We start from the raw sequence: 25,238 nt of genomic DNA, 5'->3' as shown, positions 1-25,238 counted from the left end.
GGCGACGCTCTGAAAGAGCGAGCGCCGCATTCCGTCCCGTCAGATGGCCGAACTGTGGCCCGCCTTGCTCAGATCATAAGCGTCAAAGGACCGCGCCACGATACGTGTCAGCGGGCGCACCTTGTGCGGGATGAACAGCCCCTCGTCGGTGATCTCCAGCAAGTGATCAAACCTCGCGTTGGCAGCCTTGAGCAATGCGAACAATGCCTCGCGCGAAATGTCGAAATCCCGCAGGATCTCATCCGCGTTGATCCGAAAATCGCACATGACCATTTCGATCAAACGGCTGCGCAACAGGTCCTCGCCTTTGAACACATGCCCCCGGGCCGTCGAAAACTGCCCGTCGCGGATCGCAGAGGTATGCGCCGAAGTCCCCGAGGCGTTCTGCGCGAAGCCTTGCGGAAAACGCGAAATCGACGAAGCGCCGATACCGATCAGCGCCGTGGCCCTGTCGTCGGTATAGCCTTGGAAATTGCGTCGCAGCCGCCCCGTTTTCCTGGCAATCGCCAACCCGTCCGAAGGCTGCGCAAAATGGTCGATGCCGATCTCTTCATAGCCATCCCAAAGAAACAGCCGCTGAGCTGTCTCGAACAGGTCCAACCGTTCTGTTGGCGTCGGCAAGGCGTCCGAGGGGATCATCTGCTGCCGCTTTGCCATCCATGGCACATGCGCATAGCCATAAAGCGCCACACGGTCCGGACTGAAGCTCAGCAGTTTTTGCACCGTTTCCGTGATCCGCGCCTGCGACTGATGCGGCAGTCCAAACAGGATATCGGCGTTCAGGCTTGCCACGCCGCGCTCGCGGATCAGGTCCACAGCCTTGCGCGTGATCTCATACCCTTGGGGTCGTCCGATGGTTTCTTGAATTTCGGGATCGAAATCCTGCACCCCGATAGAAGCTCGGTTCATTCCGCCTGCGGCCAAGACATCCAGACGCGCGCCGTCCACCTCGTTCGGGTCGATCTCGACCGAGAATTCAGCGTTCTCGGCAAAATCTGCCGTGGCGCGAATCTCGGCGATCAGGCCCTTCATCATGTCGGGCGTCAAAAGCGTTGGCGTCCCCCCGCCCCAATGCAGCCGCGACAGTTTGACACCCTTGGGCAAATGGCGACGCAACAAGGCCAGTTCTGCCTTCAAAGTCTCGACATAAGCCTCGACCGGACTCAGTGTGGAGGTCCCTTGCGTGCGGCAGGCACAGAACCAGCACAGCCTGCGGCAAAAAGGTACATGCAAATATAAAGATATATCCCCATCTTCAGGAAGTGCTTCAATCCACTGGGCGAATCGGGCAGGCCCGACGTCCCCGGCAAAATGAGGCGCGGTGGGATAAGAGGTGTACCGTGGTACTTTTGCGTCGAAAAGGCCCAGCCGGGCGAGTTGTGTTCGCGTGTCCATCCGCGTAGGGTTATTTACATCGGGGGAGCACGACCTTGACTCAGATCAACAAGAGTAGACCGATGCTGAATGAACGTAGTCTTGCCATCTCGCAGCAATGCGAAAGCTGCCCGATCCGCCATCGGGCCGTCTGCGCACGCTGTGAAAGCGATGAACTCGAGCGGCTTGAAGAGATCAAGTATTATCGCAAGTTCGAAGCAGGTCAGACGGTGATCTGGTCTGGTGACCGCATGGATTTTGTCGGCTCCGTGGTTTCCGGGATCGCGACCCTGACCCAGGCAATGGAGGACGGCCGTACACAGATGGTCGGGCTTTTGCTGCCATCGGATTTCGTCGGCCGCCCCGGTCGCGACACTGCGGCCTATGACGTTGTGGCGACGACCGATCTGGTCATGTGCTGCTTCCGCAAATCGCCCTTCGAAGACATGATGGGCCGCACGCCCCACATCGCCCAGCGCCTGCTGGAAATGACGCTGGACGAACTTGATGCCGCACGCGAATGGATGCTGGTGCTGGGCCGCAAAACCGCCCGCGAAAAGATCGCGTCGCTGCTCTCGATCATTGCGCGGCGCGATGCGACGCTCAAGCTCAAAGGCTCGGACGGGCCGCTGGTCTTCGACCTTCCGCTAACGCGCGAAGCCATGGCCGACTACCTCGGTCTGACCTTGGAAACCGTCAGCCGTCAGATTTCCGCCCTGAAAAAGGACGGCGTTATCCACCTTGAAGGTAAACGACATGTCACCATTCCGGACATGGGCCGCCTTCTGGACGAAGCAGGTGATGATGCGGACGGCGGCATCTTTGCCTGATGCTGGATAGCTAGGCGGGCTGTAGACCCCGCCCGCGCAGCTTCAAAGACTTACGATCTGCTCAAACCCACCGAAAACCATGCGTTTCCCGTCGAAGGGCATGTCCATCATAACCTGCCAGCGCGGATCTGTTTCCATTGAGGCCCAGCAAGCGTCACAGGTGGCCTTGTCCGGCCAGGTGATCCAGGAAAACACGATCTTTTCCCCCGGCTCCCTTTTAACGGCCAAGGGGAAGGACGTAAGTTTGCCATCCGGCACGTCTTCCTCCCATGTCTCAACCATGCTGGTGGCACCGTATTCCTTGAACAAGGGCCAGCCAGCCTTCGCCTTTTCGATATAGACGTCTTTCTTGCCCTCGGGCACCGGGGCAAGAAAACCAGAAACATAGGTCATGCGAATTCTCCTGTAGCGTGGCAACAGGCTACCAGATCGCCGAATTGCTACAAGAAAATCCATCCCGGGCGCCCCCACAACGAGTGGGCTGCTGCGGGACGGTGGGTGGGGCGAGGCTCTGAAAGAGCGAGCGCCGCCCCGTCCCGGGATCAGTGTGCCATAAAGACCGTCACTGCCGCCTGCTCCAGCATGTTCCGGGTTGCTCCGCCAAGGATCGCTTCACGGAACCGCGAATGTCCATAAGCCCCCATCACCACCAGATCGGCGTTGATATCGCTGACATGGCGCATCAACACGTCCGACACCCGTGGCATCGTTTTGGACAGCACGTCGATCTCGGCCTTCACGCCATGGCGGGCCAGGTACTGCGACAACATCCCGCCCGGATCCGAGCGGTTCGGCCCATGCTGCGGCGGGTCGATGACCACGACATGCACTGCGTCCGCCCCCTTGAGCACCGGCATTGCCGCCCGAACGGCGCGCAGCGCCTCGGCGCTTTCATTCCAGCCGATCACAACGCGCTTGGGCTGGGTCGGCGGCTCCACATCGTCGGGCACCACAACAACGGGCACCTGGCCTTCGAACATCGACCCCTCGATCACCGGCTCAAGCTCGACCCCGTGATCCTTGCCATAGGGTTTCGGCAAGACCACCAAGTCCGAAAACCGTGCGCGCGAGGCAACATGCCGGCCAATGTCGGCCAGTTGGGCCACGCCATGCTCGACTCCCCAACGTACCTCAAAGCGGCCAAGGATATGGCGGACCTGCTCGGCCAGCGCCTCGGCTTCGGCAGAGGCGCGGGTCAGAGTTTCCTGCAGGACCATCGCATTGGCCCCTGCATAATAATACCCCGTCTGCGTGCGATCGACGCCAAAGCACATGACATCAAGATGGGCATCCGCGCCGATGGCCACGGCCGCAGCATGTGCGACTGTGCTCTCGGCCAGGTCCGGATCGGTTACAACGGTCAGAATCGATTTATAGCTCATGGCGTTTCCTCAGTCAGAAAGCTGGTTCACTAATTGCACAGTAACCGCGCACAGAACGTCGCACTTTGACACGCGTCAAGCCGCATCGCGGCATCCATTGATGCAGATCAAGGTCGCCTTTACCTAAACCCCTCAAAACCCCCACAGTCTAAAACAGCCTGCCAAGTATCCGAATCGTGCAGGGAAGACGAAGGGACGAACAATGTTGAACTATATCAAGCTCATCGTGCTGGGTTTGGTTGCGATCTTTGCGATGGTCGCGGCCAGCTACGCGCGCGATCTTGCTTATCAGGTCCATGCGATTATCATTCTGCTGGTTTCAGCAGGGCTTTTCCTGTGGACCCTACGCCGTACCGATGAACCGGTCGTGGCCGCACCTCAAAACGAATACATGGACGGCGTTATACGCGCCGGCGTGATTGCAACCGCCTTCTGGGGCGTTGTCGGCTTTCTGGCCGGCACCTTCATCGCAACGCAGCTGGCGTTCCCGGGGCTCAACTTCGAATGGGCTCAAGGATTTGCCAACTTTGGGCGCCTGCGCCCGTTGCATACCTCAGCGGTGATCTTCGCCTTTGGCGGCAACGCTCTGATCGCAACCTCGTTCTACGTGGTGCAGCGCACCAGCGCCGCGCGCCTCTGGGGCGGCAATCTGGCTTGGTTCGTATTCTGGGGCTACCAGCTGTTCATTGTGCTGGCCGCAACCGGTTATCTTCTGGGCTCGACCCAGTCCAAGGAATACGCCGAGCCCGAGTGGCACGTTGACATCTGGCTGACCATCGTCTGGCTTTGCTATCTGGCGGTTTTCGTCGGCACCATCGTCAAGCGCAAAGAGCCGCACATCTACGTGGCAAACTGGTTCTACCTGTCGTTCATCCTGACCGTCGCAATGCTGCATGTCTTCAACAACCTGTCGATCCCGGTGTCGATCTGGGGTTCCAAATCGGTTCAGGTCTTCTCGGGTGTGCAAGATGCCATGACGCAGTGGTGGTATGGCCACAACGCCGTGGGCTTCTTCCTGACCGCGGGCTTCCTTGGCATGATGTACTACTTCGTGCCGAAGCAGGCCGAACGTCCGGTGTTCAGCTACAAGCTGTCGATCATCCACTTCTGGGCGCTGATCTTCATCTATATCTGGGCCGGTCCGCACCACCTGCACTACACCGCGCTGCCTGACTGGGCGTCGACCCTTGGCATGGTGTTCTCGATCGTACTGTGGATGCCGTCCTGGGGTGGCATGATCAACGGCCTGATGACGCTGTCCGGCGCATGGGACAAGCTGCGCACCGATCCGGTGATCCGTATGATGGTGATCTCGATCGGCTTTTACGGCATGTCGACCTTCGAAGGTCCGATGATGTCGATCCGTGCGGTCAACTCGCTGTCGCACTACACCGACTGGACCATCGGTCACGTCCACTCTGGCGCCCTTGGCTGGAATGGCATGATCACCTTTGGCGCGCTGTACTATCTGGTGCCCAAGCTGTGGAACCGCGAGCGTCTGTATTCGCTGTCGATGGTGTCCTGGCACTTCTGGCTCGCCACGATCGGCATCGTGCTCTACGCGGCGTCCATGTGGGTGACCGGCATCATGGAAGGCCTGATGTGGCGTGAAGTGGATGCCAACGGCTTCCTCGTGAATTCGTTCGCGCAGACCGTTGACGCCAAGTTCCCGATGTATGTGGTGCGCGCTTTGGGCGGTGGCCTGTTCCTCGGCGGAGCCGTGATCATGTGCTACAATCTGTGGATGACCGTTAAGCGCTCGCCGGCTGTTGAAGCCAGTGCCGCCTCGGCCCATGCCACGCCGGCCGAATAAGGAGGACCGGACACAATGGCAATTCTCGAAAAACACGCTGTCCTCGAAAAGAACGTCACGCTTTTGGCAATCTTCGCCTTTCTTGCCGTGACCGTTGGGGGACTGGTGCAGATCGTGCCGCTCTTCTACCTCGACAATACCATCGAGGACGTTGAAGGTATGCGCCCCTACACTCCGCTGGAACTGGCGGGGCGCGATGTCTACATCCGCGAAGGCTGCTACGTCTGTCACAGCCAGATGATCCGCCCGATGCGGGACGAAGTCGAACGCTATGGCCACTACAGCCTTGCTGCTGAAAGCCAGTACGACCACCCGTTCCAGTGGGGCTCCAAGCGGACCGGGCCTGACCTTGCCCGCGTGGGCAATCGCTACTCGGACGAATGGCATGTGGACCACCTGACAGATCCGCAATCCGTGGTGCCTGAATCGGTCATGCCCAAGTACGGCTTTCTCAAAGCCAAGCTGATCGATGGCCGCTACATTGGCGATCTGATGGCGACCAACGCCTTCGTCGGTGTGCCGTACTCGGACGAGATGGTCGAAGCCGGACAATCCGATTTCGCCGCTCAGGCAGACCCCGACAGTGACTATGACGGGCTGCTCGAGCGCTATGGCGAAAACGTCAATGTGCGCAACTTCGACGGTCAGCCGGGTGTCTCCGAGATGGACGCCCTGATCGCCTACCTGCAAATGCTGGGCACGCTGGTCGATTTCTCGACCTTCACGCCCGACGCAAGCCGCTGAGAGGGATGGATATGGAACATTATTCTTTCCTTCGGCAGCTGGCAGACAGCTGGGCACTGCTGGCAATGTTCGCCTTTTTTGCCGGGATCGTGTTCTGGGCCTTCCGGCCCGGATCGTCCACGACCTATCAGGATACGGCCAACATTCCCTTCCGCCACGATGATCGACCTGCCCCCACGCAGACCGACAAACCCGCCGCGAACTAAGGAGGCCGGGACATGAGTGACAACAAAAAGAACGACGATCTCGACTATGAGACGACCGGCCATAGCTGGGACGGTATTCAGGAATACAACAAACCACTTCCCAAATGGTGGCTGTATACCTTCTATGCCTGCATCGTCTGGGGGATCGGCTATTCCATTGCCTACCCCGCTTGGCCGGGCATCAAGGCAGCCACCCCTGGTCTGCTCGGGTTTTCAACCCGTGGGCAAGTCGCAGAAGAAATCGCCGCGGCCGAAGCCAAGAACGCCCCGATCAACGCCAAACTGGCTTCGGTCGAACTGACTGAGATCGCTGGCGATCCCGAGCTGAACGGCTATGCTCAAAACGCCGGGTCCGCCGTGTTCAAGACTTGGTGCGCACAGTGCCACGGGTCCGGCGCGGCAGGGGCCAAGGGCTATCCCAACCTGCTGGATGACGACTGGCTTTGGGGCGGTTCGATCGAGGAAATCCACACCACGATCACCCATGGTATCCGCAATGAAACGGATCCCGACGCGCGCTTCTCGCAAATGCCGGCCTTTGGACGTGACGAGTTGTTGACCAAGGAAGAAATTTCGCAGGTCGTCAACTACGTCATGACAATGTCAGGAGGTGAGCCTCAGGATGCCGCCGCTGCCGAAGCTGGTGCGGTTGTCTTTGCCGACAACTGTGCCGCTTGCCACGCAGAGGACGGCACAGGCGATCGTTTTCAGGGCGCACCGAACCTGACCGACGCGATCTGGCTTTATGGCGGGGACTACAACACCCTCATGGAGACGGTGACCAACGCCCGATACGGCGTCATGCCCAACTGGAACGAACGCCTTTCCGAGGCCGAGATCCGCGCCGTGGCCACCTATGTCCACGGATTGGGCGGCGGCGAAGCCTCCGAATAAACCTATCGTCCCTTCGATAGCGCAACGGGCTGGGACTTCCCCGGCCCGTTTTCTTTTGCCCGATGCGTTTCTGAGGACAGCGGCCAACAGAGCGATTTGCTTGGGCGTCAATCATCTTTTTCCGGACGATGTCATAGCGGAGCTCTGCGCCCAAGCACCGCAAAAAGATACATCAAAAATAATATTCAAGTATTCGCGTTTGTTCCCGATCGAGTTTGACATGGGTCAATGCCGGGCTTCCCGCGATCTGGGAAAATGTAAAGGAAAGGTCAGGCTCCTCCTCCTGACTTCACAGACACCCTCCCGAAAGGCTGGGTTATGACGCCGGTGCTTCGTCCTGTTCGCGCGTTTCCTGAAGCACCGGCGTCACTTTATCTCCCCATCAGCCACCCAGCCCAGCGGACCGCATTTGCATGCGTTGCGAGACGCATTATCGCGGGTTCACTGCCGTAACCCCCACCGGAACGCGGCACGGACGGCGGCCTGAACGCGACAATCGGATCAATCATCACGCCCACTCCGGCGGCCCGCATGGTTGCGAAATGGCAAATCCTCCTGGCTCCAGGACAGTTTCGGCAGGTCGCGGCGATGGCGGCGCTCGGGCTGCGACCGAGTTGCCGTCATGAAAGATTTTGCAAGTATGCCCAACATCTGAGTATCCTTTCGTTCAGCACGTAATGCGAATAAATCTGCGCTAAAGCCCTGCAACAGGCGACTCAGGAATAAATCCAATCTGTAAGTTTTACTAATACATGAACTGGTCCGCCCTTCCCCCGCTGAGCGCCCTTCGCGCCTTTGCCGCTTATGCCGAGTCTGGCTCGGTTGAGCAGGCCGGGGCTGCGCTGAACGTCACCCACGCGGCGATCAGCCAGCAATTGCGCGCTCTGGAGACGCATCTTGGGTTTTCGCTCCTCAAACGCTCGGGCCGAAGCCTGTCCCTGACACCCGAGGGCGAAACCCTTGCCCGCGCCCTGCAAGCTGACTTCAGTCACATCATCCAGACAGTCGAGACCCTCACCGGCGCCGATGCCGGGCGCCCGCTGCATATTGCCTGCACGCCAAGTTTCGCAGCCAATTGGCTGATGCCCCGGCTTGCCCGCTTTCGCGCCATTCACTCGGAGGTCGAGTTGATCATCAACCCCAGCCCCGGCCTGACCGACCCCAGCCCCGGCGGCGTTGATCTGGCCCTGCGGTACGGCACGGGGACATGGAAGGGGTTACAGAGCGAGCTGTTGATGCGTGCCCCCTTGGTGGTGGTCGGCGCGCCCGAACTGTTCAAGAATGGGCTTCCAAAAACCCCGCAAGATCTTTTGAAAACACCGTGGTTGCAGGAACTTGGCCATAACGAAGCCAGCCGCTGGCTGGAAACGCGCGGCATTGTCGGGCACCGGCTGAGCAGCCTGACGCATGTGCCGGGCAACCTGATGATCGACGGGGCACGCAACGCTCAGGGCGTGGCGGTCACAACCAAGATCTCGGTCGCCGAAGACTTGGCTTCTGGTCGCCTTCTTGCCCTGTTCGAAGACGAAAGCGAGGCCGGGTACCACATCGTCACCGCCCCCGGCGTTGGCCGCCCTCCGCTGCACGCTTTCATCAAGTGGTTGCGGCGCGAAGTCCGCGAATAAGCTGGCTGCAGCCGACACCGAAAGCGGCTACAGTCAAAAACCTAGATCGAAGATATAGAATTTGATGCAGGTCAAAGAGACCGCAGCCCCAAGCTGTGACAAGGGCGCTAACTTTAGCCTTCAACGGAGCGAATCTCCCGTGTCCGATAGCAACACCCCCGCCCCCAGTCTGTATAAATCCCGCGAGCCGATCTTTCCGCGCCGCGTTTCTGGGAATTTTCGGAATCTGAAGTGGGTCCTGCTGACCCTCATGTTGGGCGTTTACTACATAACGCCCTGGATTCGCTGGGACCGCGGGCCGCAACTTCCGGATCAGGCAGTTCTGCTGGACCTTGCCGGGCGTCGCTTTTTCTTTTTCTGGATCGAGATTTGGCCGCACGAATTCTATTTTGTCGCGGGCCTTCTGGTCATGGCCGGGCTTGGGCTGTTCCTGTTCACTTCGGCGCTTGGCCGGGTTTGGTGCGGCTATGCCTGCCCCCAGACTGTCTGGACCGACCTGTTCATTCTGGTCGAGCGCTGGATCGAAGGCGACCGCAACGCGCGTCTGCGACTGCACCGGCAGAAGAAGATGGACTTTCGAAAACTGCGGCTGCGCCTGACAAAATGGACGATCTGGTTCCTGATCGGCATCGCCACCGGCGGTGCATGGGTGTTCTACTTTACCGACGCGCCGACCCTGCTGGTTGATCTGTTCACCGGGCAGGCGCATCCCGTCGCCTATACTACCATCATCGTCATGGGTTTGATCACCTTCTTCTTTGGCGGTTTTGCCCGCGAACAGATTTGTATCTACGCCTGCCCGTGGCCGCGCATTCAGGCCGCCATGATGGACGAAGACACGCTGACCGTCGGGTATCGCGAATGGCGCGGTGAGCCGCGCGGCAAGCACCGCAAGGCCGAAGGCGCCGAGAACCTTGGCGATTGCATTGATTGCATGGCCTGCGTGAACGTCTGCCCCGTCGGTATCGACATCCGCGACGGCCAACAGCTGGCCTGCATCACCTGCGCACTGTGCATTGACGCTTGTGACGACATGATGGCCAAGATCGGCAAGCCGCGTGGTTTGATCGACTATCTCGCGCTCTCGGACGAAACGCTGGAACGGGCGGGCAATCCGCCGCGCTCGATCTGGAAGCACATCTTCCGCCCGCGCGTGATCCTGTACACCATGCTTTGGTCACTGGTGGGGATCGGGCTGGTCTTTGCCCTGTTCATCCGCCCCGATATCGAGATGACCGTCGCCCCGGTGCGCAACCCGACCTTTGTGACACTGTCGGACGGGTCGATCCGCAACACCTATGACGTGCGCCTGCTGAACAAGCATGGCGAGGATCGGCCCTTCCGCATCACGCTGAACGGCAACCAGTTCCTGCGCATTCAGTTGGAAGGCACGCCTTACGAAACTGTTACCATTCCGGCCAACCAGACCTATCTGCAAAGGGTCTATGTCACCGCGCCCAAAAGCTCGGAGGCCGCCGAGAGCGAAAGGGTTCCCTTCCGCTTCTGGGTCGAAGATCTGACCAACGGCGATCGTGCCTACGACGACACGATCTTTAACGGGAGAGAAAACTGATGAGCGGCAAGACCGAACGCAAACTCACCGGTTGGCACGTGTTTGGGATTTTTGGTGGCGCCTTTGGCGTCATCATCGCGGTCAACCTCGCCTTGGCCTATAATGCGGTGAAGACTTTTCCGGGGCTGGAAGTGAAAAACTCCTATGTCGCCAGTCAGACCTTCAATGCCCGCAAGGCCGCGCAGGAATCGCTGGGCTGGGATGTCGAGGCGCTGCTTGACGGCGATCGGTTGATCCTGTCCATTACCGACGAAAATGGTCGCCCAGTTCAGGCCGGCAAGCTCAGCGCAACAGTGGGCCGCCCCACCAATGTCAGCGATGACCGCATTCCCGACTTCACCTTCAACGGCCAAGCTTACGTTGCCCCGATTGATCTGAACCCCGGAAATTGGGATGTCTGGCTGAAGGCCACCGCGTTGGACGGAACCGAGTTCGAACAGCGTCTGGAAATGACCATCGGAGGTTAAAACCATGACGGCCACCATGCGCGCGCCTGTTTCCGCCTGCCCCGCTTGCTCTGCCGCGCCGGCTGCCGAAGCGCTTGCTGCCGCGCAGGATCCCATCGAAGCGCATATCGTCCTGTCCTTGCCGACGATTCACTGCGCCGCCTGCATGGCCACGGTCGAACGCGCTTTGTCCACCACGCCCGGCGTCCGCTCGGCGCGGGTCAACCTGACAATGAAACGCGTGAGCATCGAGGCCGATCCGGACGTGGTCGCCGCCGATGTGATCCCCGTCGTGACAGGCGCGGGATACGAGGCGCACGAGCTGGACACCACGGCCATCTCGGCCACACAGACTGACCGGGCGGGTCGCGATTTGCTCATGCGGCTGGCGGTGGCGGGATTTGCCGCCATGAACGTCATGCTGCTGTCGATCGCCGTCTGGTCAGGGGCCGAGGGCGCCACGCGCGACCTTTTCCACTGGATCTCGGCGGCGATCGTGCTGCCTGCGGTGGCCTTTTCCGCCCAGCCGTTTTTCCGGAACGCCTGGAATGCCCTCAAGGTCGGCGCGCTCAACATGGACGTGCCGATTTCATTGGCGATCCTGCTGGCGGTCGTGACCTCGCTTTGGGAAACCTCGCTGTCGGGCGAACATGCCTATTTTGACGCCGCCATTGCGCTGACCTTCTTCCTGTTGACCGGCCGCTATCTGGATCACCGCACCCGCTCGGTTGCGCGTTCCGCGGCCGAGGAACTGGCCGCACTGGAAGTCCCACGCGCATGGCGGGTGACCGACGAGGGCGAAGAAAAGGTCTCGGTCGCCGATCTGTCGGTCGGCGATCTGGTGCGTGTCAGCCCCGGCAACCGGATGCCCGTCGATGGCGAAATCGTTGAAGGCACGTCCGAGCTGGACCGTTCACTGCTGACCGGGGAAACCCTGCCGGTCTTTGCCGAAACCGGCACCAAAGTCAGTGCAGGCGAGGTCAACCTGACCGGCCCGCTGATCATCCGCGCCACCGCCGTCGGGCGCGACACCTCGCTGCACCGGATGGCGGATCTGGTCGCTGTCGCTGAAAGCGGGCGGTCGCGCTATACCTCGCTGGCGGACAAGGCAGCCAAGCTTTACGCCCCCGGGGTGCATATCCTGTCGGCGCTGTCCTTTATCGGCTGGTATCTTTATTCGGGCGATCTGCGCATCGCGCTGAACATCGCGGCGGCAGTTCTGATCATCACCTGCCCGTGTGCTTTGGGACTGGCCGTGCCTGCGGTGACCACTGCCGCCTCTGGGCGGTTGTTCAAACGTGGGTTGCTGATCAAGGATGCCACCGCGCTGGAACGTCTAAGCCAAGTCGATACCGTGGTTTTCGACAAGACAGGCACCCTGACCGCTGGTGCGCCGGAATTGACCAACCTTGACGATTTCACCCGCCGCGATCTTGAGATTGCGCTGGCCTTGGCCGAGGGGTCAGCCCATCCGCTGTCGCAATCCTTGACCCAATCCGCACGCCTCGCGGGGATCACCCCGGCAGACCTGACGCAGATCACCGAGGTTCCCGGCCACGGCACGCAGGGCGATTGGAACGGGCAACTGGTCCGCCTTGGCCGCGCGGCCTGGGTCGGTGGCGGCTCGTCGCAGATGACCTCGGCCTGGCTGCGGGTGGGCGATGGTCCGGCGCAGGCCTTCACCTACACCGACCGGCTGCGCGATGGCGCAGAAGAGGCGGTGAGCGCCCTGAAAGAGGCCGGAAAACGCGTAATCCTGATGTCCGGCGACACCAGTGCAGCGGTCGAGACCTTGGCCAATCGTCTGGGGATCGACCAATGGCTGGCGGAGGCGCTGCCGCAAGACAAAGCCGCGCGGATCGAGGCCCTGACCAAAGAAGGCGCCAAGGTGCTGATGGTCGGCGACGGGTTGAACGATACTGCTGCCCTGACCGCCGCGCATGCCTCGATCTCTCCGGCGTCGGCTTTGGACGCGGCGCGCGTTGCGTCAGACATCGTTTTGCTGGGCAATTCCCTTGCTCCGATCCCCGAGGCGACAAGAACCGCCGTGAAAGCCACTCGCCGTATTCGCGAGAATTTCACCATTGCCAGTTGGTACAACCTGATTGCCGTTCCGCTGGCCATCGCCGGGCTTTGTTCGCCGTTGATCGCAGCCTTGGCCATGTCGGCCAGTTCGATTACCGTGTCGCTCAACGCTCTGCGCCTGAGGTAACCCATGAATATCCTGACCTACCTGATCCCGATTTCATTGATCCTTGGCGGACTGGGCTTGGCGTTCTTCGTCTTCACCATCAAGTCAAACCAATACGACGACCCCGACGGCGACGCCCAGCGCATCCTGTCCGGCGAATACGACGATCACCCCAAGCCCTGACGCCAAACCAGCGCCGGATCTGCTTTACGCCTTCCCAAGGATCATGTCCGCAGCCTTTTCCGCGATCATGATGGTCGGGGAATTGGTGTTCCCGCTGGTTATGGTCGGCATCACACTGGCGTCCACGACGCGCAGGCCGCCGACCCCCTTGAAGCGCAAACTCGCGTCAAGCGGCGCGTGTGCTTCGGCTCCCATGCGGACAGTGCTGACCGGGTGAAAGATCGTCGTGCCGATGTCGCCCGCGGCCTTGGCCAGATCCGCATTGCTTTCAAAAGACGCGCCCGGCTTCACCTCATGCGGGCTGTAGCGCTGCATCGGGCCCTGCGCCATGATCCGCCGCGTCAACCGGATCGAGGCCGCCGCAACCTGTCGGTCGCCTTCTGTTGCCAAATAATTCGGCGCGATCCGGGGTGCGTCACGGTAATCGCCAGAGGTCAACGTCACCGTCCCCCGGCTTTCGGGCCGCAAATTGCAGACCGAGGCCGTCACCGCAGGATAATCATGCAAAGGCTCGCCAAAGGCACCAAGTGACAACGGCTGCACGTGATATTCCAGATCCGGGGTCGCCAAATCCTCGCGAGACTTGGCAAAAGCTCCCAATTGCGAGGGCGACATGGACATCGGCCCGGTCCGCTTCAAAGCGTATTCCAACCCGATCATCGCCTTCCCCCAAAGCGAATTCGCCATGGTGTTCAGCGTCTTGGCCCCGCTCAACCGCCATGAACAACGCAATTGCAAATGGTCCTGAAGATTGGCGCCAACGCCGGGTGCGTCGTGCTTTACCTCAACCCCATGTTCAGACAAAAGCGCCCCCGGACCGATCCCCGAAAGCTGAAGGATATGGGGCGAATTGACCGCCCCTGCCGACAGGATCACATCGCCGCCGCACCGCGCCTCGCGCGCGGTTCCGTTCTGGTCATAGGTCACACCCACAGCGCGCCCGCCTTCAAGGATCAGGTGTTTCACCTGCGCTTGGGTTTCGACCTTCAGATTAACCCCCGAGGTTGTGCGCAAAAATGCCTTGGCCGTGTTCATCCGCCAACCGTTGCGCTGGTTGACCCGGAAATAGCCGACCCCTTCGTTATTTCCGGTGTTGAAATCGGTGACCTTGGGCAGGCCCGCCGCCTGCGCCGCGTCCATCCAGTCGTCCAGCACATCCCAATGCAGCCGCTGGTTTTCGACCCGCCATTCACCGCCCGCGCCATGCATTTCCGACGGGCCTTCGACGTAATCCTCCGAGCGTTTGAAATAGGGCAGAACATCGTCCCACCCCCAGCCCGGCAGCCCCATCTGGCGCCAACCGTCATAATCCGCCGCCTGCCCGCGCAGGTACAACATGCCGTTGATCGACGAACAGCCGCCCAGCACCTTGCCGCGCGGATACAGCAGTGATCGCCCGTTCAACCCGGGCTCATCCGCCGTACGAAAACACCAATCGGTGCGCGGATTTCCGATGCAATAGAGATAGCCCATCGGGATATGCACCCAGTGGTAATTGTCCCGCCCTCCGGCCTCAAGCAGCAGAACCTTGCGGCCTGCTTCGCTCAGGCGTTTGGCCAGAACACAACCGGCGCTGCCCGCGCCTACAATGATATGATCCCAGTCCATCAGCCTCTCCGCTTGCCTGCCAAAAACAATGGCGCAGGCGCAGGCCAGAGGCAACTCTTTGCGGCTGCTACAAAAACACCTCTTCTCGCTTAGGCGTGTGGCGGTCGTAGACTGCATATTCCGCAAGACTGCGCCGCAATATCGGCCGAACAGGTTCGCGGCTTTTCTCGCCAATGGCGGCCTTGATCGCGGCGCGATCTTCGGCGGTCAGGCAATCCTGTGTCCGAAAGCCGGGCAAAAGGCTTTCGCAGGGGGCACCTTCGGCAATCACAAGGTCATGCCGATCCAGCAGAATATGGACGTAATCCACTTGTTTGCGGGGCACCTGCCGGATCGTGTCGCCGTTGACCAAGCTGATCGCGGGAACCAATACCTCGGAGGCACCATAATGCAACTCGGCCCAAGGCGAGGCGATCATAACACGATGCTGCGGTGAAAGCTTTACCGGCGCGAAATTACCGATGCTGCCCGGAGCGAACCGGATCGGCGCCGCATTTGTCATCGCAGGAACCACTTTGCGACCGATCCAACGGATTTCCTGTTTGATCCCCATCCACGTACAGACCGTCTGCCCCACCTTGAGCCGCCCGGCCGGGATCAGGCCGCGCGGTGTTGCAATCCGCGTCGATCTCTCGAAACACACGAATTCATGATTATAGCCAGCATCCTGATCGGTGGTATAGAACTGCGGTTCCGCCGATGGGTTGTAATTCGTCCAATACCAATTCTCGAGATCGTGGTCAGGCGTCCAGATGACCTCGGCCAAATTCCCGTTTTCGTCGAGACCTTCAAAAACGATAATTCCCCCGCCCCCCGGCGCGGGATCGCTGCGGACCACCGTAGCATTGGCAATTGAACCGCCACCGCCGGAGCCCCCCCAAGCGACATCATAGGTATCACCCACTTCAAACAATCGCGGATCGGTGTCACCATCCTGCGTTGTGATGATCAGGTTCTGACTGCCATTTGGCGGGTTATCAAATTTCGACTTCCCCGGGACAATTCCAACATTGCTGCCGGTTGATACCGCAAACTGGTTGTCAATTGCATTGATGTCAAAGGTCATGTGCACGGTCCCGTTAACAACCGCTTTTCTCATGACTTGGGAAAAAATGCGTTAACCTAAACCGGCAAAGCCGTGGTCTTGAACACCGTCCGCAAGGCAAAAGAAGATTGCATTTGAGCAACCCCCGGCAATCGCGTCAGGTATTGCCTGTGAATACGGGCAAAATCTTCGGTATCTTCCGCAACGACTTTGAGGATGTAATCCGCTGTTCCGGCCATCAGGTGGCACTCCAGAACATCCGGCACCCGCGCGACCGCTTTTTCAAAGGCCTCAAGCACGTCATCAGCTTGCGCCTGCAAAGTTATTTCAACAAAAACCGTGGTCGGAAAACCCATCTTGTGGGCATCCAGCAGCCCGACATAGCCGCGCACAATGCCATCGCTTTCGAGCCGCTGCACCCGCCGGTGACAGGCCGAGGGTGACAGATGCACGCGCTCCGACAGTTCAGCGTTGGATATCCGCCCCTCGCGCTGAAGAACCCTCAAGATACGGCGATCAATCTCATCAAGCTGCATTTTTCGCAGATTCCTTCTAATAACACGGGCCATCTTCGAAGATTTCTCCCAAAAAGACCAGTTCGACGCCGCAACTCAACACAGAAATTGCACGCGAAATCCGCCACACTTGGGAAAAGCGAACAGGAGGTTCACATGAAAATCGGCTGCCCAACAGAGATCAAACCCCAGGAATTCCGCGTCGGCCTGACGCCCAATGCCGCCCAAGAGGCCGTGGGTCATGGCCACGACGTACTGATCCAAAGCGGCGCCGGACTGGGCGCAGGCTTTGCCGACAGTGACTATGTGGCCGCAGGCGCGACCATTATCGAAACCGCCGAGGAAATTTTTGCCAGCGCCGACATGATCGTTAAGGTCAAAGAGCCCCAAGCGGTCGAACGCAAGATGCTGCGCGAAGGGCAACTGCTGTTCACCTATCTCCACCTCGCGCCCGACCCGGATCAGACCCATGATCTGCTGGCCTCGGGCTGCACGGCCATCGCCTACGAAACGGTCACTGACAACCGTGGCGGCTTGCCGCTTCTGGCCCCGATGTCCGAGGTTGCCGGGCGCCTCGCGCCGCAGGTGGGGGCCTGGACGCTGCAAAAGGCCAATGGCGGCCGCGGGGTCCTGATGGGCGGCGTCCCCGGAGTTGGCCCGGCGCGGGTTCTTGTCATCGGCGGCGGTGTTGTCGGCACCCATGCGGCGCGGATTGCGGCCGGGATGGGCGCGGATGTGACGGTACTTGACCGCTCACTGGATCGCCTGCGCTATCTCGACGATGTCTTTGGCGGCGTTTTCCGCACCGGCTATTCCAGCGCAGGCCTTCTGGCCGAGCATCTGAGCCAAGCCGATATGGTCATCGGCGCGGTTCTCGTCCCCGGTGCAGCAGCTCCAAAGTTGGTCAAGCGGGCGGACTTTGCCACGATGAAACCCGGCGCGGCGCTGGTCGATGTGGCCATCGACCAAGGCGGTTGTTTTGAAACCTCAAAGGCAACCACCCACGCCGATCCAGTCTATGAAATCGACGGCATCATGCACTACTGCGTTGCCAACATGCCCGGCGCCGTGGCACGCACTTCGACCATCGCCCTCGGCAACGCCACCATGCCCTTCATGCTGGCTCTGGCGGACAAAGGCTGGAAGAAAGCCTGCGCCGATGATCCGCATCTGCTGAATGGCTTGAACGTGCACGCAGGCCAACTGACCTATGCCGCTGTGGGCAAGGCCCTCGGGCTCGACGTCGTCGCACCGCAAGATCTGGTCAAGGGCTGACGACCTCTTCACTGGTCCAAAAATATCCCGAGGGGTGAATTGGCCCCTTGGGGCCAAGAGGGGGGCAGCGCCCCCCTTTTCCCGGGCGCTTGACAAGGCGCAAACCCTTACAGCACCACGATCCCGGAATGCTTGGCCTTGTATTCCGGTTCGACATGGATCGTCACCGTGCACTGGCTGATCGCCGCTTTCAGCGCTGCCTCAAGCCGATCACAGATGTCATGTGCGGCCTCCACGGTCATCTCGCCGGGCACCACAAGGTGAAATTCCACAAAGGTCGCGCTGCCAGCGTGACGCGCCCGCAAATCATGCGCTTCGACCGCGCCATCGGCATTTGCGGCAATCAAGTCTCGCATTTCGTCGAGGTCTGCGACGGGCACGGATTCGTCCATCAACCCGCCCACCGATGATCGGATCACCTGCCAGCCGGACCAAAGGATGTTCACCGCCACCAGCGCGGCCAAAGCCGCATCCAGCCAAAGCCACCCGGACGCAACCGCGAGAAAAACCCCAAAGGTCACCCCGACCGAGGAAATCACGTCAGACAACAGGTGCCGCCCATCCGCCACCAGCGCCGGCGAGCGCAGCAACCGTCCCTGTCGCAGTAACATCCAGCACCACGCGCCATTGATCACCGAGGCCAGAATGTTGATCGCCAGACCGGGCCACAAATCATACAACGGCGGAGGGTTGAACAGCGCCCCCCATGCCTCCCGCAGGATAAAGATTGCAGCGATCACGATCAGAACGCCTTCGAGGACAGCGCTGAAATACTCGGCCTTGTGATGGCCAAAGGGGTGGCCGTCATCGGCCGGAATCGCCGCCACCCGCACCGCCCAAAGCGCAGCCAGGGCTGTTGCGACATTCACAATGCTTTCCAAGGCATCCGACATCAGCGCGATTGACCCGGTCATCCACCAGGCCACAGCCTTGATCGCCAGGACAATGATCGCGACAGCCACGCTGCCTAGGGCAAGTTTGATGGTATGGGTCATGGTCGAGGCTCCGGGCGCGTCTGCGTCATAGCCAATGCGCGCCATGACATGCAACCAACGAAAAAGGCCCGCCACCTTGGCGGGCCTTACGCGCGCACTATTGCGCTTATCTTTTCAGGGCGTCGCGGATTTCCATCAGGATATCCAACTCGGACGGGCCTGCAGGTGCTTCTTCGACCGGTGCGGCATCTGCTTTGTCCGCAGCATCTTTGACGCGGTTCACCATCTTGACCAACATGAAGACCACAAAGGCGATGATCAGGAAGTTGATGATCGCCATGACAAAACGCCCAATGGCAAAGACCGGGGCCCCAGCCTCTTCTGCGGCCGCCAGCGTTGCGTGCGAGCTGCCATCGAGAGTGTAGAACCACTCGGAAAAATCGATACCCCCAAGGAAAAGGCCGATAATCGGGTTGATCAAGTCGCCTACCAGCGACGAGACGATCGCGGTAAAGGCCGCGCCGATGATGATACCAACGGCCATGTCCATGACATTACCTTTGGCGATGAAGTCCTTGAACTCTTGAATCATAGTTATTCCCCACTGTCCTGCGACTGGCTTGTTGCGCCTCGCGGTTCCTAATAGACACGTTTTTTTCAGAACTGTACGAAAAAGATGAAACCCATATGTGGGAAAAGCGACCCCTTCTTCCCCGCCAGATAGGAGCGTTCAATGACCGATCTCACCGCCTTCAAGATCTCGCAACGCTGGCCCGCAAAACATCCCGATCGCATTCAGCTTTATTCCTTTCCGACACCGAACGGAGTGAAGGTATCCATAGCGCTCGAAGAAATGGGCCTGGCCTATGAGGCGCATCGCGTGACCCTGACGGACGCCGATGTCAAAAGCCCGGCGTATCTTTCGCTGAACCCCAACAACAAAATCCCCTCTATCATTGATCCAAACGGCCCGGACGGCGCACCCTTGGCGCTGTTCGAAAGTGGCGCGATCCTGATCTACTTGGCCGAAAAATCCGGGACACTGATCGGCAACAGCGCATCGCAGCGGATGGAAATCATCCAGTGGCTGATGTTTCAGATGGGCGGCATCGGGCCGATGTTCGGGCAACTTGGCTATTTCTACAAATTCGCCGGCAGCCAGATCGAAGACCCCCGCCCGCGCGAACGCTATATCGCCGAGGCCAAGCGCCTGTTGAACGTAGTCGAAGGCGCTTTGGACGGGAAAGACTGGATCGCAGGGGACTATTCGATAGCAGACATCGCCATCGCCCCATGGCTGCGCGCGCTGGATATCTACGGCGCACGAGAGACCCTGGGCTGGGCAGAGCATCCTCGCGCGGTCGCCTATCTGGAGCGGTTCCTGGCGCGCCCGGCGGTCCAGGTTGGCCTGAACACGCCGCCGCGCGAAGGATGATCTTGGTGCAAGAAGCGGCGGATCAACCCGGCAAGTCGCCCGTCAGCACATAACGCAGGATTTCGACCACCTGCGCAGGCGTGCGCGCGACTGCCAAAGCGGCGGCGTCGACCTCTTTCAGCGCATGATCGTGGTCGGGCTGTTGCAGGATGATCAACGACTTGCCCAGCGCAGCGGCATATCCCGCGTCAAAGGCCGCATTCCACTGTTTGTATTTCTCGCCAAAGCGCACAACGACGACATCCGCGTCTTCGATGCCTTTGCGGGTGCGGATGGCGTTGACCATCGCGCCCTTGTGGTCATGCCAGTACTTGTTCGGCTCTTCCCCAAGGATCGCGACACCGCAATCATCGCTGGCAGCATGATCGGTCACCGGCGCGTTAAAGGTCACGTCCAGCCCCTGCGCCCCGTCGATGATCTGTTCGCGCCAATCGGTGTGAATTTCGCCGGAGAGATAGACGTTCAATCCCATGTCGGGCCTCCTGTTCGCTGGTTTCTGGCCAGTTTGGCCGCGTCTTTCGCAGATTAGGGTGCCTGCCACGGATGGCAACCCGTTCGCCGAACTCGGCGCTTCTGGCGCAGCGCGACCTTTCGCGATATCACCGGCCGCCCCTGCGACACCTTGTCCAGACGGAAATTGCCCGCCGACACGTTCCATAAATTGAATGTAACAAAAGGAGCCACTCCATGAAACCCTTCGCTCAAATTCTGTCGGTTGTCACCTTAGGTGCCCTTGGCGCTGGTCCCGCTGCGGCGATGTCGCAACAAGAGGCGGTTCTGGCCGCACTGGATGACGAATACCGGGCCTATGCCGTTTATGAAACGGTCATGAACCGCTTTGGCGAAGTGCGTCCCTTCGTGAACATCCAAAGGGCAGAAAGCATGCATGCCTCAATGCTGATTGATTACGCCAAGAAAAACGGCATCGCCGTGCCCGCGAACCCCTACCTGGGGGCCAACCTGCCCGCCGCGCCTGCCTCGCTTGCCGAAGCCTGTGAGATCGGCGTTCAGGCCGAGATCGACAACGCCGGGCTTTATCAGGGACAGTTGCTGCCCGCAGCCAGCGGCAACGCCGAACTGACCGGGATCTTCACCAAGCTGATGAATGATTCCCAGCAAAAGCACCTGCCCGCCTTTCAGCGTTGCGGCGGCCAGCAGGGCGCAATGGGGGGGCATGGCGGCAAGGGCGGAAAAGGCCCACGCTGGAACAAGTCCTAAAACCTAGAACGGCGGATCAGAGGTGATCTGATCCGCCGCGATTGGTCAGCCGTCCTTGCGGATGGTTTCGTTCTTGGGATCGTAGGGGCTGTCGCAGGTGACAGTCGCATCCCAAAGCTGGTTCAACATCTTGACCTTCAGCTTGGTCCCTTCGACCGCCATGTCGGGCGTGACATAACCCATGCCGATCGACTTGCCGAAAGCAACAGAGTAGCCGCCCGAGGTCAGGCGCCCGACGCGCGTGCCTTCGGGGGTATACAGCGCCTCGCGGCCCCATGGATCAGCATCGTCTGGCCCGTCGATCAGCAATGTGCAGCACTTCGAGCGGATACCGTTGGCCTCAAGCGCGGCTTTGCCGTGAAAGTCTTTGGTGAGATCCACAAAACGCGGCAGATCCGCCTCCAACGGTGTCGCATCGCGGCCAAGTTCGTTGCCAAAGGCGCGATAGCTTTTCTCTTGCCGCAGCCAGTTCTGGGCGCGCGCGCCGACCAGCTTGATCCCGTGCTTTTCGCCCGCGGTCATCAGCAAATCGAACAAGTAGTTCTGCATTTCGATCGGGTGATGCAATTCCCAGCCCAGCTCGCCTGTATAGGCAACGCGAATGGCGTTGACCGGGCACATGCCAAGCTCGATCTGGCGGGCGGACAGCCAGGGGAAACGCTTGTTCGACAAGGCCGAGGCCGGATCGCCGTCGCGTACCACATCTTTCAAAACGTCGCGCGATTTCGGACCGGCAATCGCGACGACGCCCCATTGGGTGGTGACGTCCTGGATCTCGATATAGCCGAAGTCAGCCGCTTTATCCTGAGCCGCCTTGCGCAAATAATCCGCGTCATAGGCTGTCCAGGCCCCGGCTGAAACGAGGTAGTATTCGTCCTCGGCCAGCCGAACGATGGTGTATTCGGTGCGCGTGGTGCCCTTGGAGGTCAGCGCATAGGTCAGGTTGATGCGGCCCACTTTGGGCAGCTTGTTGCAAGTGAACCAATCAAGGAACTGGGTCGCACCGGGGCCTTTGACAACGTGCTTGGTAAAGGCGCTGGCATCGATCACACCGACGCCTTCGCGGATCGCTTTCGCTTCGTCCACGGCATATTGCCACCAGCCACCACGACGGAATGAGCGCGCGTCATGGTCGAAATTGTCGTCCGCATCGAGCGGGCCAAAGTAGTTGGGCCGTTCCCAGCCGTTCACATGGCCGAATTGCGCGCCCAGCGCCTTTTGCCGGTCATAAGCGGGCACCGTACGCAGCGGGCGGGCAGCGGGACGCTCTTCGTCTGGGTGGTGCAGAACATAGACGTGGTCGTACGCCTCTTCGTTCTTGGCCACGGCGTAATCGGTCGTCATCCACGAGCCGTACCGCTTGGGATCAAGGCTGGCCATGTCGATCTCGGCCTCGCCTTCCACCATCATCTGGGCAAGGTAATAGCCAGCGCCGCCAGCCGCCGTGATGCCAAAGGAAAAGCCCTCGGCCAGCCACATGTTGCGCAAGCCGGGCGCCGGGCCGATCAGCGGGTTGCCATCGGGCGTGTAGCAGATCGGGCCGTTGAAATCGTCTTTGAGGCCACATGTCTCGCAGGACGGCACACGGTGGATCATCGCCATGTATTGTTCTTCGATCCGTTCCAGATCCAGCTGGAAAAGATCGGCGCGGAAGCTGTCGGGCACGCCATACTGAAAGCGTGCGGGGGCGTTTTTCTCATATACGCCAAGGATCCAGCCACCGCGTTCCTCGCGCACATAGCTTTGTGCATCGGCGTCGCGGATGACGGGGTGTTCAGGGTTTGACTTGCGCCATTCCACCAGCGCGGGGTCCTGCTCCATCACGATGAACTGGTGTTCCACCGGAATCGCCGGGGTCTTGATCCCCAGCAGCTTGGCGGTGCGCTGCGCGTGGTTGCCGGTGGCCGTGACCACATGTTCCGCGTGGATCACCACCTGTTCGTCCGAGGGCACAAGGTTGCCGCCCCGCTCGACCATCTTGGTCAGGGTGACTTCCCAATGATCGCCAGTCCAGTGATAGGCATCGGCCTGCCATTTGCGTTCGATCACCACGCCGCGCTGACGCGCGCCCTTGGCCATCGCCATCGTGACGTCTGCCGGATTGATGTAGCCATCTGTCGGGTGATAAATCGCGCCTTCCAGATCCTCGGTGCGGATCAGTGGCCAACGCTCCTTGATTTGCGCGGGCGACAGCCATTCAAAGGGTACGCCCACGGTTTCAGCGGTCGTGGCATAGACCATGTATTCGTCCATGCGCGCCTTGGTCTGCGCCATCCGCAGGTTGCCGACAACGGAAAAGCCCGCGTTCAGCCCCGTCTCTTCTTCAAGTGTCTTGTAGAACTTGATCGAATAGTCGTGGATGTGGGTCGTCGCGTAGGACATGTTGAAATACGGCAAAAGCCCCGCCGCATGCCAGGTCGACCCCGAGGTCAGCTCGTCCCGCTCCAGCAGCATGACATCGTCCCAGCCCGCTTTCGCAAGGTGGTAGGCTATCGACGTGCCGACGGCACCGCCGCCGACAACCAAAGCTTTGACATGGGTTTTCATTGGGCGTCTCGCTCCATCACTCGAGTGGTTGAGTGACGTTTACAAGACCTGCGATTTTTCGCACTACCCAGCCGACATTTGCAGGTTCAAAACCGACTTACCGGGCGAAAAGCGCTGGCGAGTCGCCATTGACCGCGCAAAACTATCCTCCGCCGCACGCTTCAACGCTTCTGCCGCCCCCATCTCCTTGGCGATTGCCCACTATCGGCAGCGTTGCGGGATCTTGGCTCAGGGCAGAACCGGCGTTCCGGAGGCAGGCTCCTGGGGCCTCAATCCACCCAAGCGCAGTGGCGTACTCCGTCTTGCGTCAGACAGACTTCCTGCTCGCCCCTCGCCCGCGCCCCTCGTTTCATTCCGTCCAGCTTGCGTTCTATGCGCAGCCGCGCTTCATGTTGGCGACGCCGTTCTTCGTTTTTCTGGCGGTTAAGTTCGGCGGCCAGTTCTTGTTGGCGGGCGGCTGCCTTGGCACCGGTGGGAGCGTCCACAAGTTCGCGCAAGTCGTCATAGCGGATGTCTTTCAAAATCTGACCCACAGCGCCAATGCTGGCATTGGTGCGCACGCTGATTTCCAAATTCTTGCCGATCGTTGCCTTGAAGCGCCGCGAGGGCTTGGTTTCGCGCGACCAACTTACTTTTTCACGGAAGGCCACGCCGTCATAGGCAGCAACGACGCGGGTTTTTGATCCATCCACGCTGGCGATATTGGCTGCGATCTGCCCCCTGAAACCCGAAAGCCCGGCCGAATCCGGATCAATGAAACGCGCCTTGAGAATGATGATCTTGTCGCCACGCGCATATACCCAAGCGCGTTTGGCCCGCCCCAGATCGCGCCCCGCACCAACGGCAGAATCAAGCGCTTTCATCGCGGCGAAGGTCGGAACGCTTTCGATTTCGGCCATAATCTCTTGTTCAGCCTTGCTCATCTCGCGCTTCGGCCCGTCGAGCAGATCCTCGAAACCGCGTGTCCACTGAATCCGCTCCCAACCGCCGGGGGCCTCGGGGAAATAATCGCGCAAGGGACCATCGCGACGTGCTTCCAGGCGCGCCCGGCGGGCGGCAGCCTTGCCGCGCTCCACAAAGCTTTGGGTCCAGCCCTTCAGGCCGAAGTCGCCCGGCGACACCCCGGCATAGACCGCCTGCTGGATGTAATCCGTCGCCGCCAAAGAGAACAATCCAAAGATGATTGCGCTGACCGACCCCATAATCAAGCGTTTCACAGCCCGGCTCCTTTTTTGATCGTTGCCTTTATGGAAACAGGCAATCGGGGCAAGAGATGGGCAGCGTTCCGACAATTTCAGGTTTATTGTCTGGTTTTTCAGGGTCTAGGTGTTCAGTCCCGGCATCTGGTGGATCGGATTCAGGATGAATCGATCTGGCTCTGATGTCCAGATTTTGCATA

The 25,238-nt window shown here is 60.0% G+C and carries 24 protein-coding genes; 13 read left to right on the top strand and 11 right to left on the bottom strand.

Translation table 11 applies throughout. The features are described from left to right. Positions 1-39: 39 nt before the first annotated feature. Positions 40-1,395 carry an oxygen-independent coproporphyrinogen III oxidase gene (gene hemN, locus ACOYQJ_RS19215; protein WP_422907621.1) on the bottom strand — a complete coding sequence of 452 codons (1,356 nt, stop codon included), beginning with the start codon at positions 1,393-1,395 and terminating at the stop codon, positions 40-42. Between the two features lie 62 nt (positions 1,396-1,457). Between hemN and fnrL the strand changes: the two genes are divergently transcribed. After that, entirely contained in the window at positions 1,458-2,204 is a 747-nt protein-coding gene (gene fnrL / locus ACOYQJ_RS19210; protein ID WP_422907685.1) for a transcriptional regulator FnrL, read from the top strand. Positions 2,205-2,246: 42 nt separating this feature from the next. Here the strand turns inward: fnrL and ACOYQJ_RS19205 are convergent, their stop codons facing one another. Continuing rightward, entirely contained in the window at positions 2,247-2,597 is a 351-nt protein-coding gene (locus ACOYQJ_RS19205) for a DUF1428 domain-containing protein (protein ID WP_422907620.1), read from the bottom strand. Positions 2,598-2,746: 149 nt separating this feature from the next. Then, positions 2,747-3,586: a universal stress protein gene (locus tag ACOYQJ_RS19200; protein WP_422907619.1), complete on the bottom strand. Its 840-nt coding sequence runs from the start codon at positions 3,584-3,586 to the stop codon at positions 2,747-2,749. 202 nt (positions 3,587-3,788) lie between these two features. On the opposite strand from ACOYQJ_RS19200, the gene ccoN reads away from it, so the two are divergent. The 9 genes from ccoN to ccoS all read left to right on the top strand — a co-directional run bounded on the left by ccoN (position 3,789) and on the right by ccoS (position 13,261). Beyond that, complete coding sequence (gene ccoN / locus ACOYQJ_RS19195; RefSeq protein WP_422907618.1) at positions 3,789-5,399, top strand: cytochrome-c oxidase, cbb3-type subunit I; 1,611 nt, start codon at positions 3,789-3,791, stop codon at positions 5,397-5,399. 15 nt (positions 5,400-5,414) lie between these two features. Then, the gene (gene ccoO, locus ACOYQJ_RS19190) at positions 5,415-6,143 is read left to right on the top strand and encodes a cytochrome-c oxidase, cbb3-type subunit II (RefSeq protein WP_422907617.1); all 729 of its coding nucleotides are present in this window, start codon (positions 5,415-5,417) and stop codon (positions 6,141-6,143) included. An 11-nt stretch (positions 6,144-6,154) separates the two neighbouring features. Beyond that, a complete protein-coding gene (locus tag ACOYQJ_RS19185; RefSeq protein ID WP_422907616.1) occupies positions 6,155-6,349 on the top strand; it encodes a cbb3-type cytochrome c oxidase subunit 3 in 195 nt (64 codons plus the stop codon). 12 nt (positions 6,350-6,361) lie between these two features. After that, a complete protein-coding gene (gene ccoP, locus ACOYQJ_RS19180; RefSeq protein WP_422907615.1) occupies positions 6,362-7,243 on the top strand; it encodes a cytochrome-c oxidase, cbb3-type subunit III in 882 nt (293 codons plus the stop codon). Between the two features lie 752 nt (positions 7,244-7,995). Beyond that, on the top strand, positions 7,996-8,868 hold the full coding sequence (locus tag ACOYQJ_RS19175; protein ID WP_422907614.1) for a LysR family transcriptional regulator: 873 nt from the start codon (positions 7,996-7,998) through the stop codon (positions 8,866-8,868). Positions 8,869-9,007: 139 nt separating this feature from the next. Beyond that, positions 9,008-10,441 carry a cytochrome c oxidase accessory protein CcoG gene (ccoG, locus tag ACOYQJ_RS19170; RefSeq protein ID WP_422907613.1) on the top strand — a complete coding sequence of 478 codons (1,434 nt, stop codon included), beginning with the start codon at positions 9,008-9,010 and terminating at the stop codon, positions 10,439-10,441. After that, positions 10,441-10,908: a FixH family protein gene (locus tag ACOYQJ_RS19165; RefSeq protein WP_422907612.1), complete on the top strand. Its 468-nt coding sequence runs from the start codon at positions 10,441-10,443 to the stop codon at positions 10,906-10,908. The genes ccoG and ACOYQJ_RS19165 overlap by 1 nt, the downstream gene beginning before the upstream one ends. 4 nt (positions 10,909-10,912) lie before the next feature. Continuing rightward, the gene (locus ACOYQJ_RS19160; RefSeq protein WP_422907611.1) at positions 10,913-13,099 is read left to right on the top strand and encodes a heavy metal translocating P-type ATPase; all 2,187 of its coding nucleotides are present in this window, start codon (positions 10,913-10,915) and stop codon (positions 13,097-13,099) included. 3 nt (positions 13,100-13,102) lie between these two features. Beyond that, the gene (gene ccoS, locus ACOYQJ_RS19155; protein WP_422907610.1) at positions 13,103-13,261 is read left to right on the top strand and encodes a cbb3-type cytochrome oxidase assembly protein CcoS; all 159 of its coding nucleotides are present in this window, start codon (positions 13,103-13,105) and stop codon (positions 13,259-13,261) included. A gap of 24 nt (positions 13,262-13,285) precedes the next feature. On the opposite strand, the gene ACOYQJ_RS19150 is transcribed toward ccoS, so the two are convergent. The 3 genes from ACOYQJ_RS19150 to ACOYQJ_RS19140 all read right to left on the bottom strand — a co-directional run bounded on the left by ACOYQJ_RS19150 (position 13,286) and on the right by ACOYQJ_RS19140 (position 16,450). Continuing rightward, a complete protein-coding gene (locus ACOYQJ_RS19150; protein ID WP_422907609.1) occupies positions 13,286-14,869 on the bottom strand; it encodes a GMC family oxidoreductase in 1,584 nt (527 codons plus the stop codon). Between the two features lie 67 nt (positions 14,870-14,936). Beyond that, positions 14,937-15,935: a Hint domain-containing protein gene (locus tag ACOYQJ_RS19145; protein ID WP_422907608.1), complete on the bottom strand. Its 999-nt coding sequence runs from the start codon at positions 15,933-15,935 to the stop codon at positions 14,937-14,939. A 56-nt stretch (positions 15,936-15,991) separates the two neighbouring features. Next, the gene (locus tag ACOYQJ_RS19140; RefSeq protein ID WP_422907607.1) at positions 15,992-16,450 is read right to left on the bottom strand and encodes an Lrp/AsnC family transcriptional regulator; all 459 of its coding nucleotides are present in this window, start codon (positions 16,448-16,450) and stop codon (positions 15,992-15,994) included. Positions 16,451-16,585: 135 nt separating this feature from the next. Here ACOYQJ_RS19140 and ald point away from each other — a divergent pair, with 135 nt between their 5' ends. Then, entirely contained in the window at positions 16,586-17,704 is a 1,119-nt protein-coding gene (gene ald, locus ACOYQJ_RS19135) for an alanine dehydrogenase (RefSeq protein ID WP_422907606.1), read from the top strand. 107 nt (positions 17,705-17,811) lie between these two features. On the opposite strand, the gene ACOYQJ_RS19130 is transcribed toward ald, so the two are convergent. Then, on the bottom strand, positions 17,812-18,699 hold the full coding sequence (locus ACOYQJ_RS19130; protein ID WP_422907684.1) for a cation diffusion facilitator family transporter: 888 nt from the start codon (positions 18,697-18,699) through the stop codon (positions 17,812-17,814). 106 nt (positions 18,700-18,805) lie between these two features. Continuing rightward, positions 18,806-19,231 (bottom strand): large conductance mechanosensitive channel protein MscL, encoded by a 426-nt coding sequence (gene mscL / locus ACOYQJ_RS19125; RefSeq protein ID WP_422907605.1) that lies wholly within the window; start codon positions 19,229-19,231, stop codon positions 18,806-18,808. 141 nt (positions 19,232-19,372) lie between these two features. On the opposite strand from mscL, the gene ACOYQJ_RS19120 reads away from it, so the two are divergent. Continuing rightward, positions 19,373-20,074: a glutathione S-transferase family protein gene (locus ACOYQJ_RS19120; RefSeq protein ID WP_422907604.1), complete on the top strand. Its 702-nt coding sequence runs from the start codon at positions 19,373-19,375 to the stop codon at positions 20,072-20,074. Between the two features lie 22 nt (positions 20,075-20,096). Here ACOYQJ_RS19120 and ACOYQJ_RS19115 read toward each other — a convergent pair whose 3' ends face one another. Next, on the bottom strand, positions 20,097-20,546 hold the full coding sequence (locus tag ACOYQJ_RS19115) for a YtoQ family protein (protein ID WP_422907603.1): 450 nt from the start codon (positions 20,544-20,546) through the stop codon (positions 20,097-20,099). A gap of 215 nt (positions 20,547-20,761) precedes the next feature. On the opposite strand from ACOYQJ_RS19115, the gene ACOYQJ_RS19110 reads away from it, so the two are divergent. Next, positions 20,762-21,292 (top strand): ferritin-like domain-containing protein, encoded by a 531-nt coding sequence (locus ACOYQJ_RS19110; protein ID WP_422907602.1) that lies wholly within the window; start codon positions 20,762-20,764, stop codon positions 21,290-21,292. Positions 21,293-21,337: 45 nt separating this feature from the next. Here ACOYQJ_RS19110 and ACOYQJ_RS19105 read toward each other — a convergent pair whose 3' ends face one another. Together ACOYQJ_RS19105 and ACOYQJ_RS19100 are read right to left on the bottom strand one after the other, a co-directional pair. Then, on the bottom strand, positions 21,338-23,839 hold the full coding sequence (locus ACOYQJ_RS19105) for a GcvT family protein (protein WP_422907601.1): 2,502 nt from the start codon (positions 23,837-23,839) through the stop codon (positions 21,338-21,340). 269 nt (positions 23,840-24,108) lie between these two features. Then, positions 24,109-25,056, bottom strand: a complete 948-nt coding sequence (locus ACOYQJ_RS19100; RefSeq protein ID WP_422907600.1) for a hypothetical protein — start codon at positions 25,054-25,056, stop codon at positions 24,109-24,111. Positions 25,057-25,238 lie beyond the last annotated feature (182 nt).

The sequence above is a fragment of the Pacificoceanicola algae genome (assembly GCF_049341065.1).
GTDB lineage: Bacteria > Pseudomonadota > Alphaproteobacteria > Rhodobacterales > Rhodobacteraceae > Pacificoceanicola.
The sequence above is the reverse complement of the archived record's forward strand: the minus strand, read 5'-3'. Positions and strand labels throughout refer to the sequence as shown.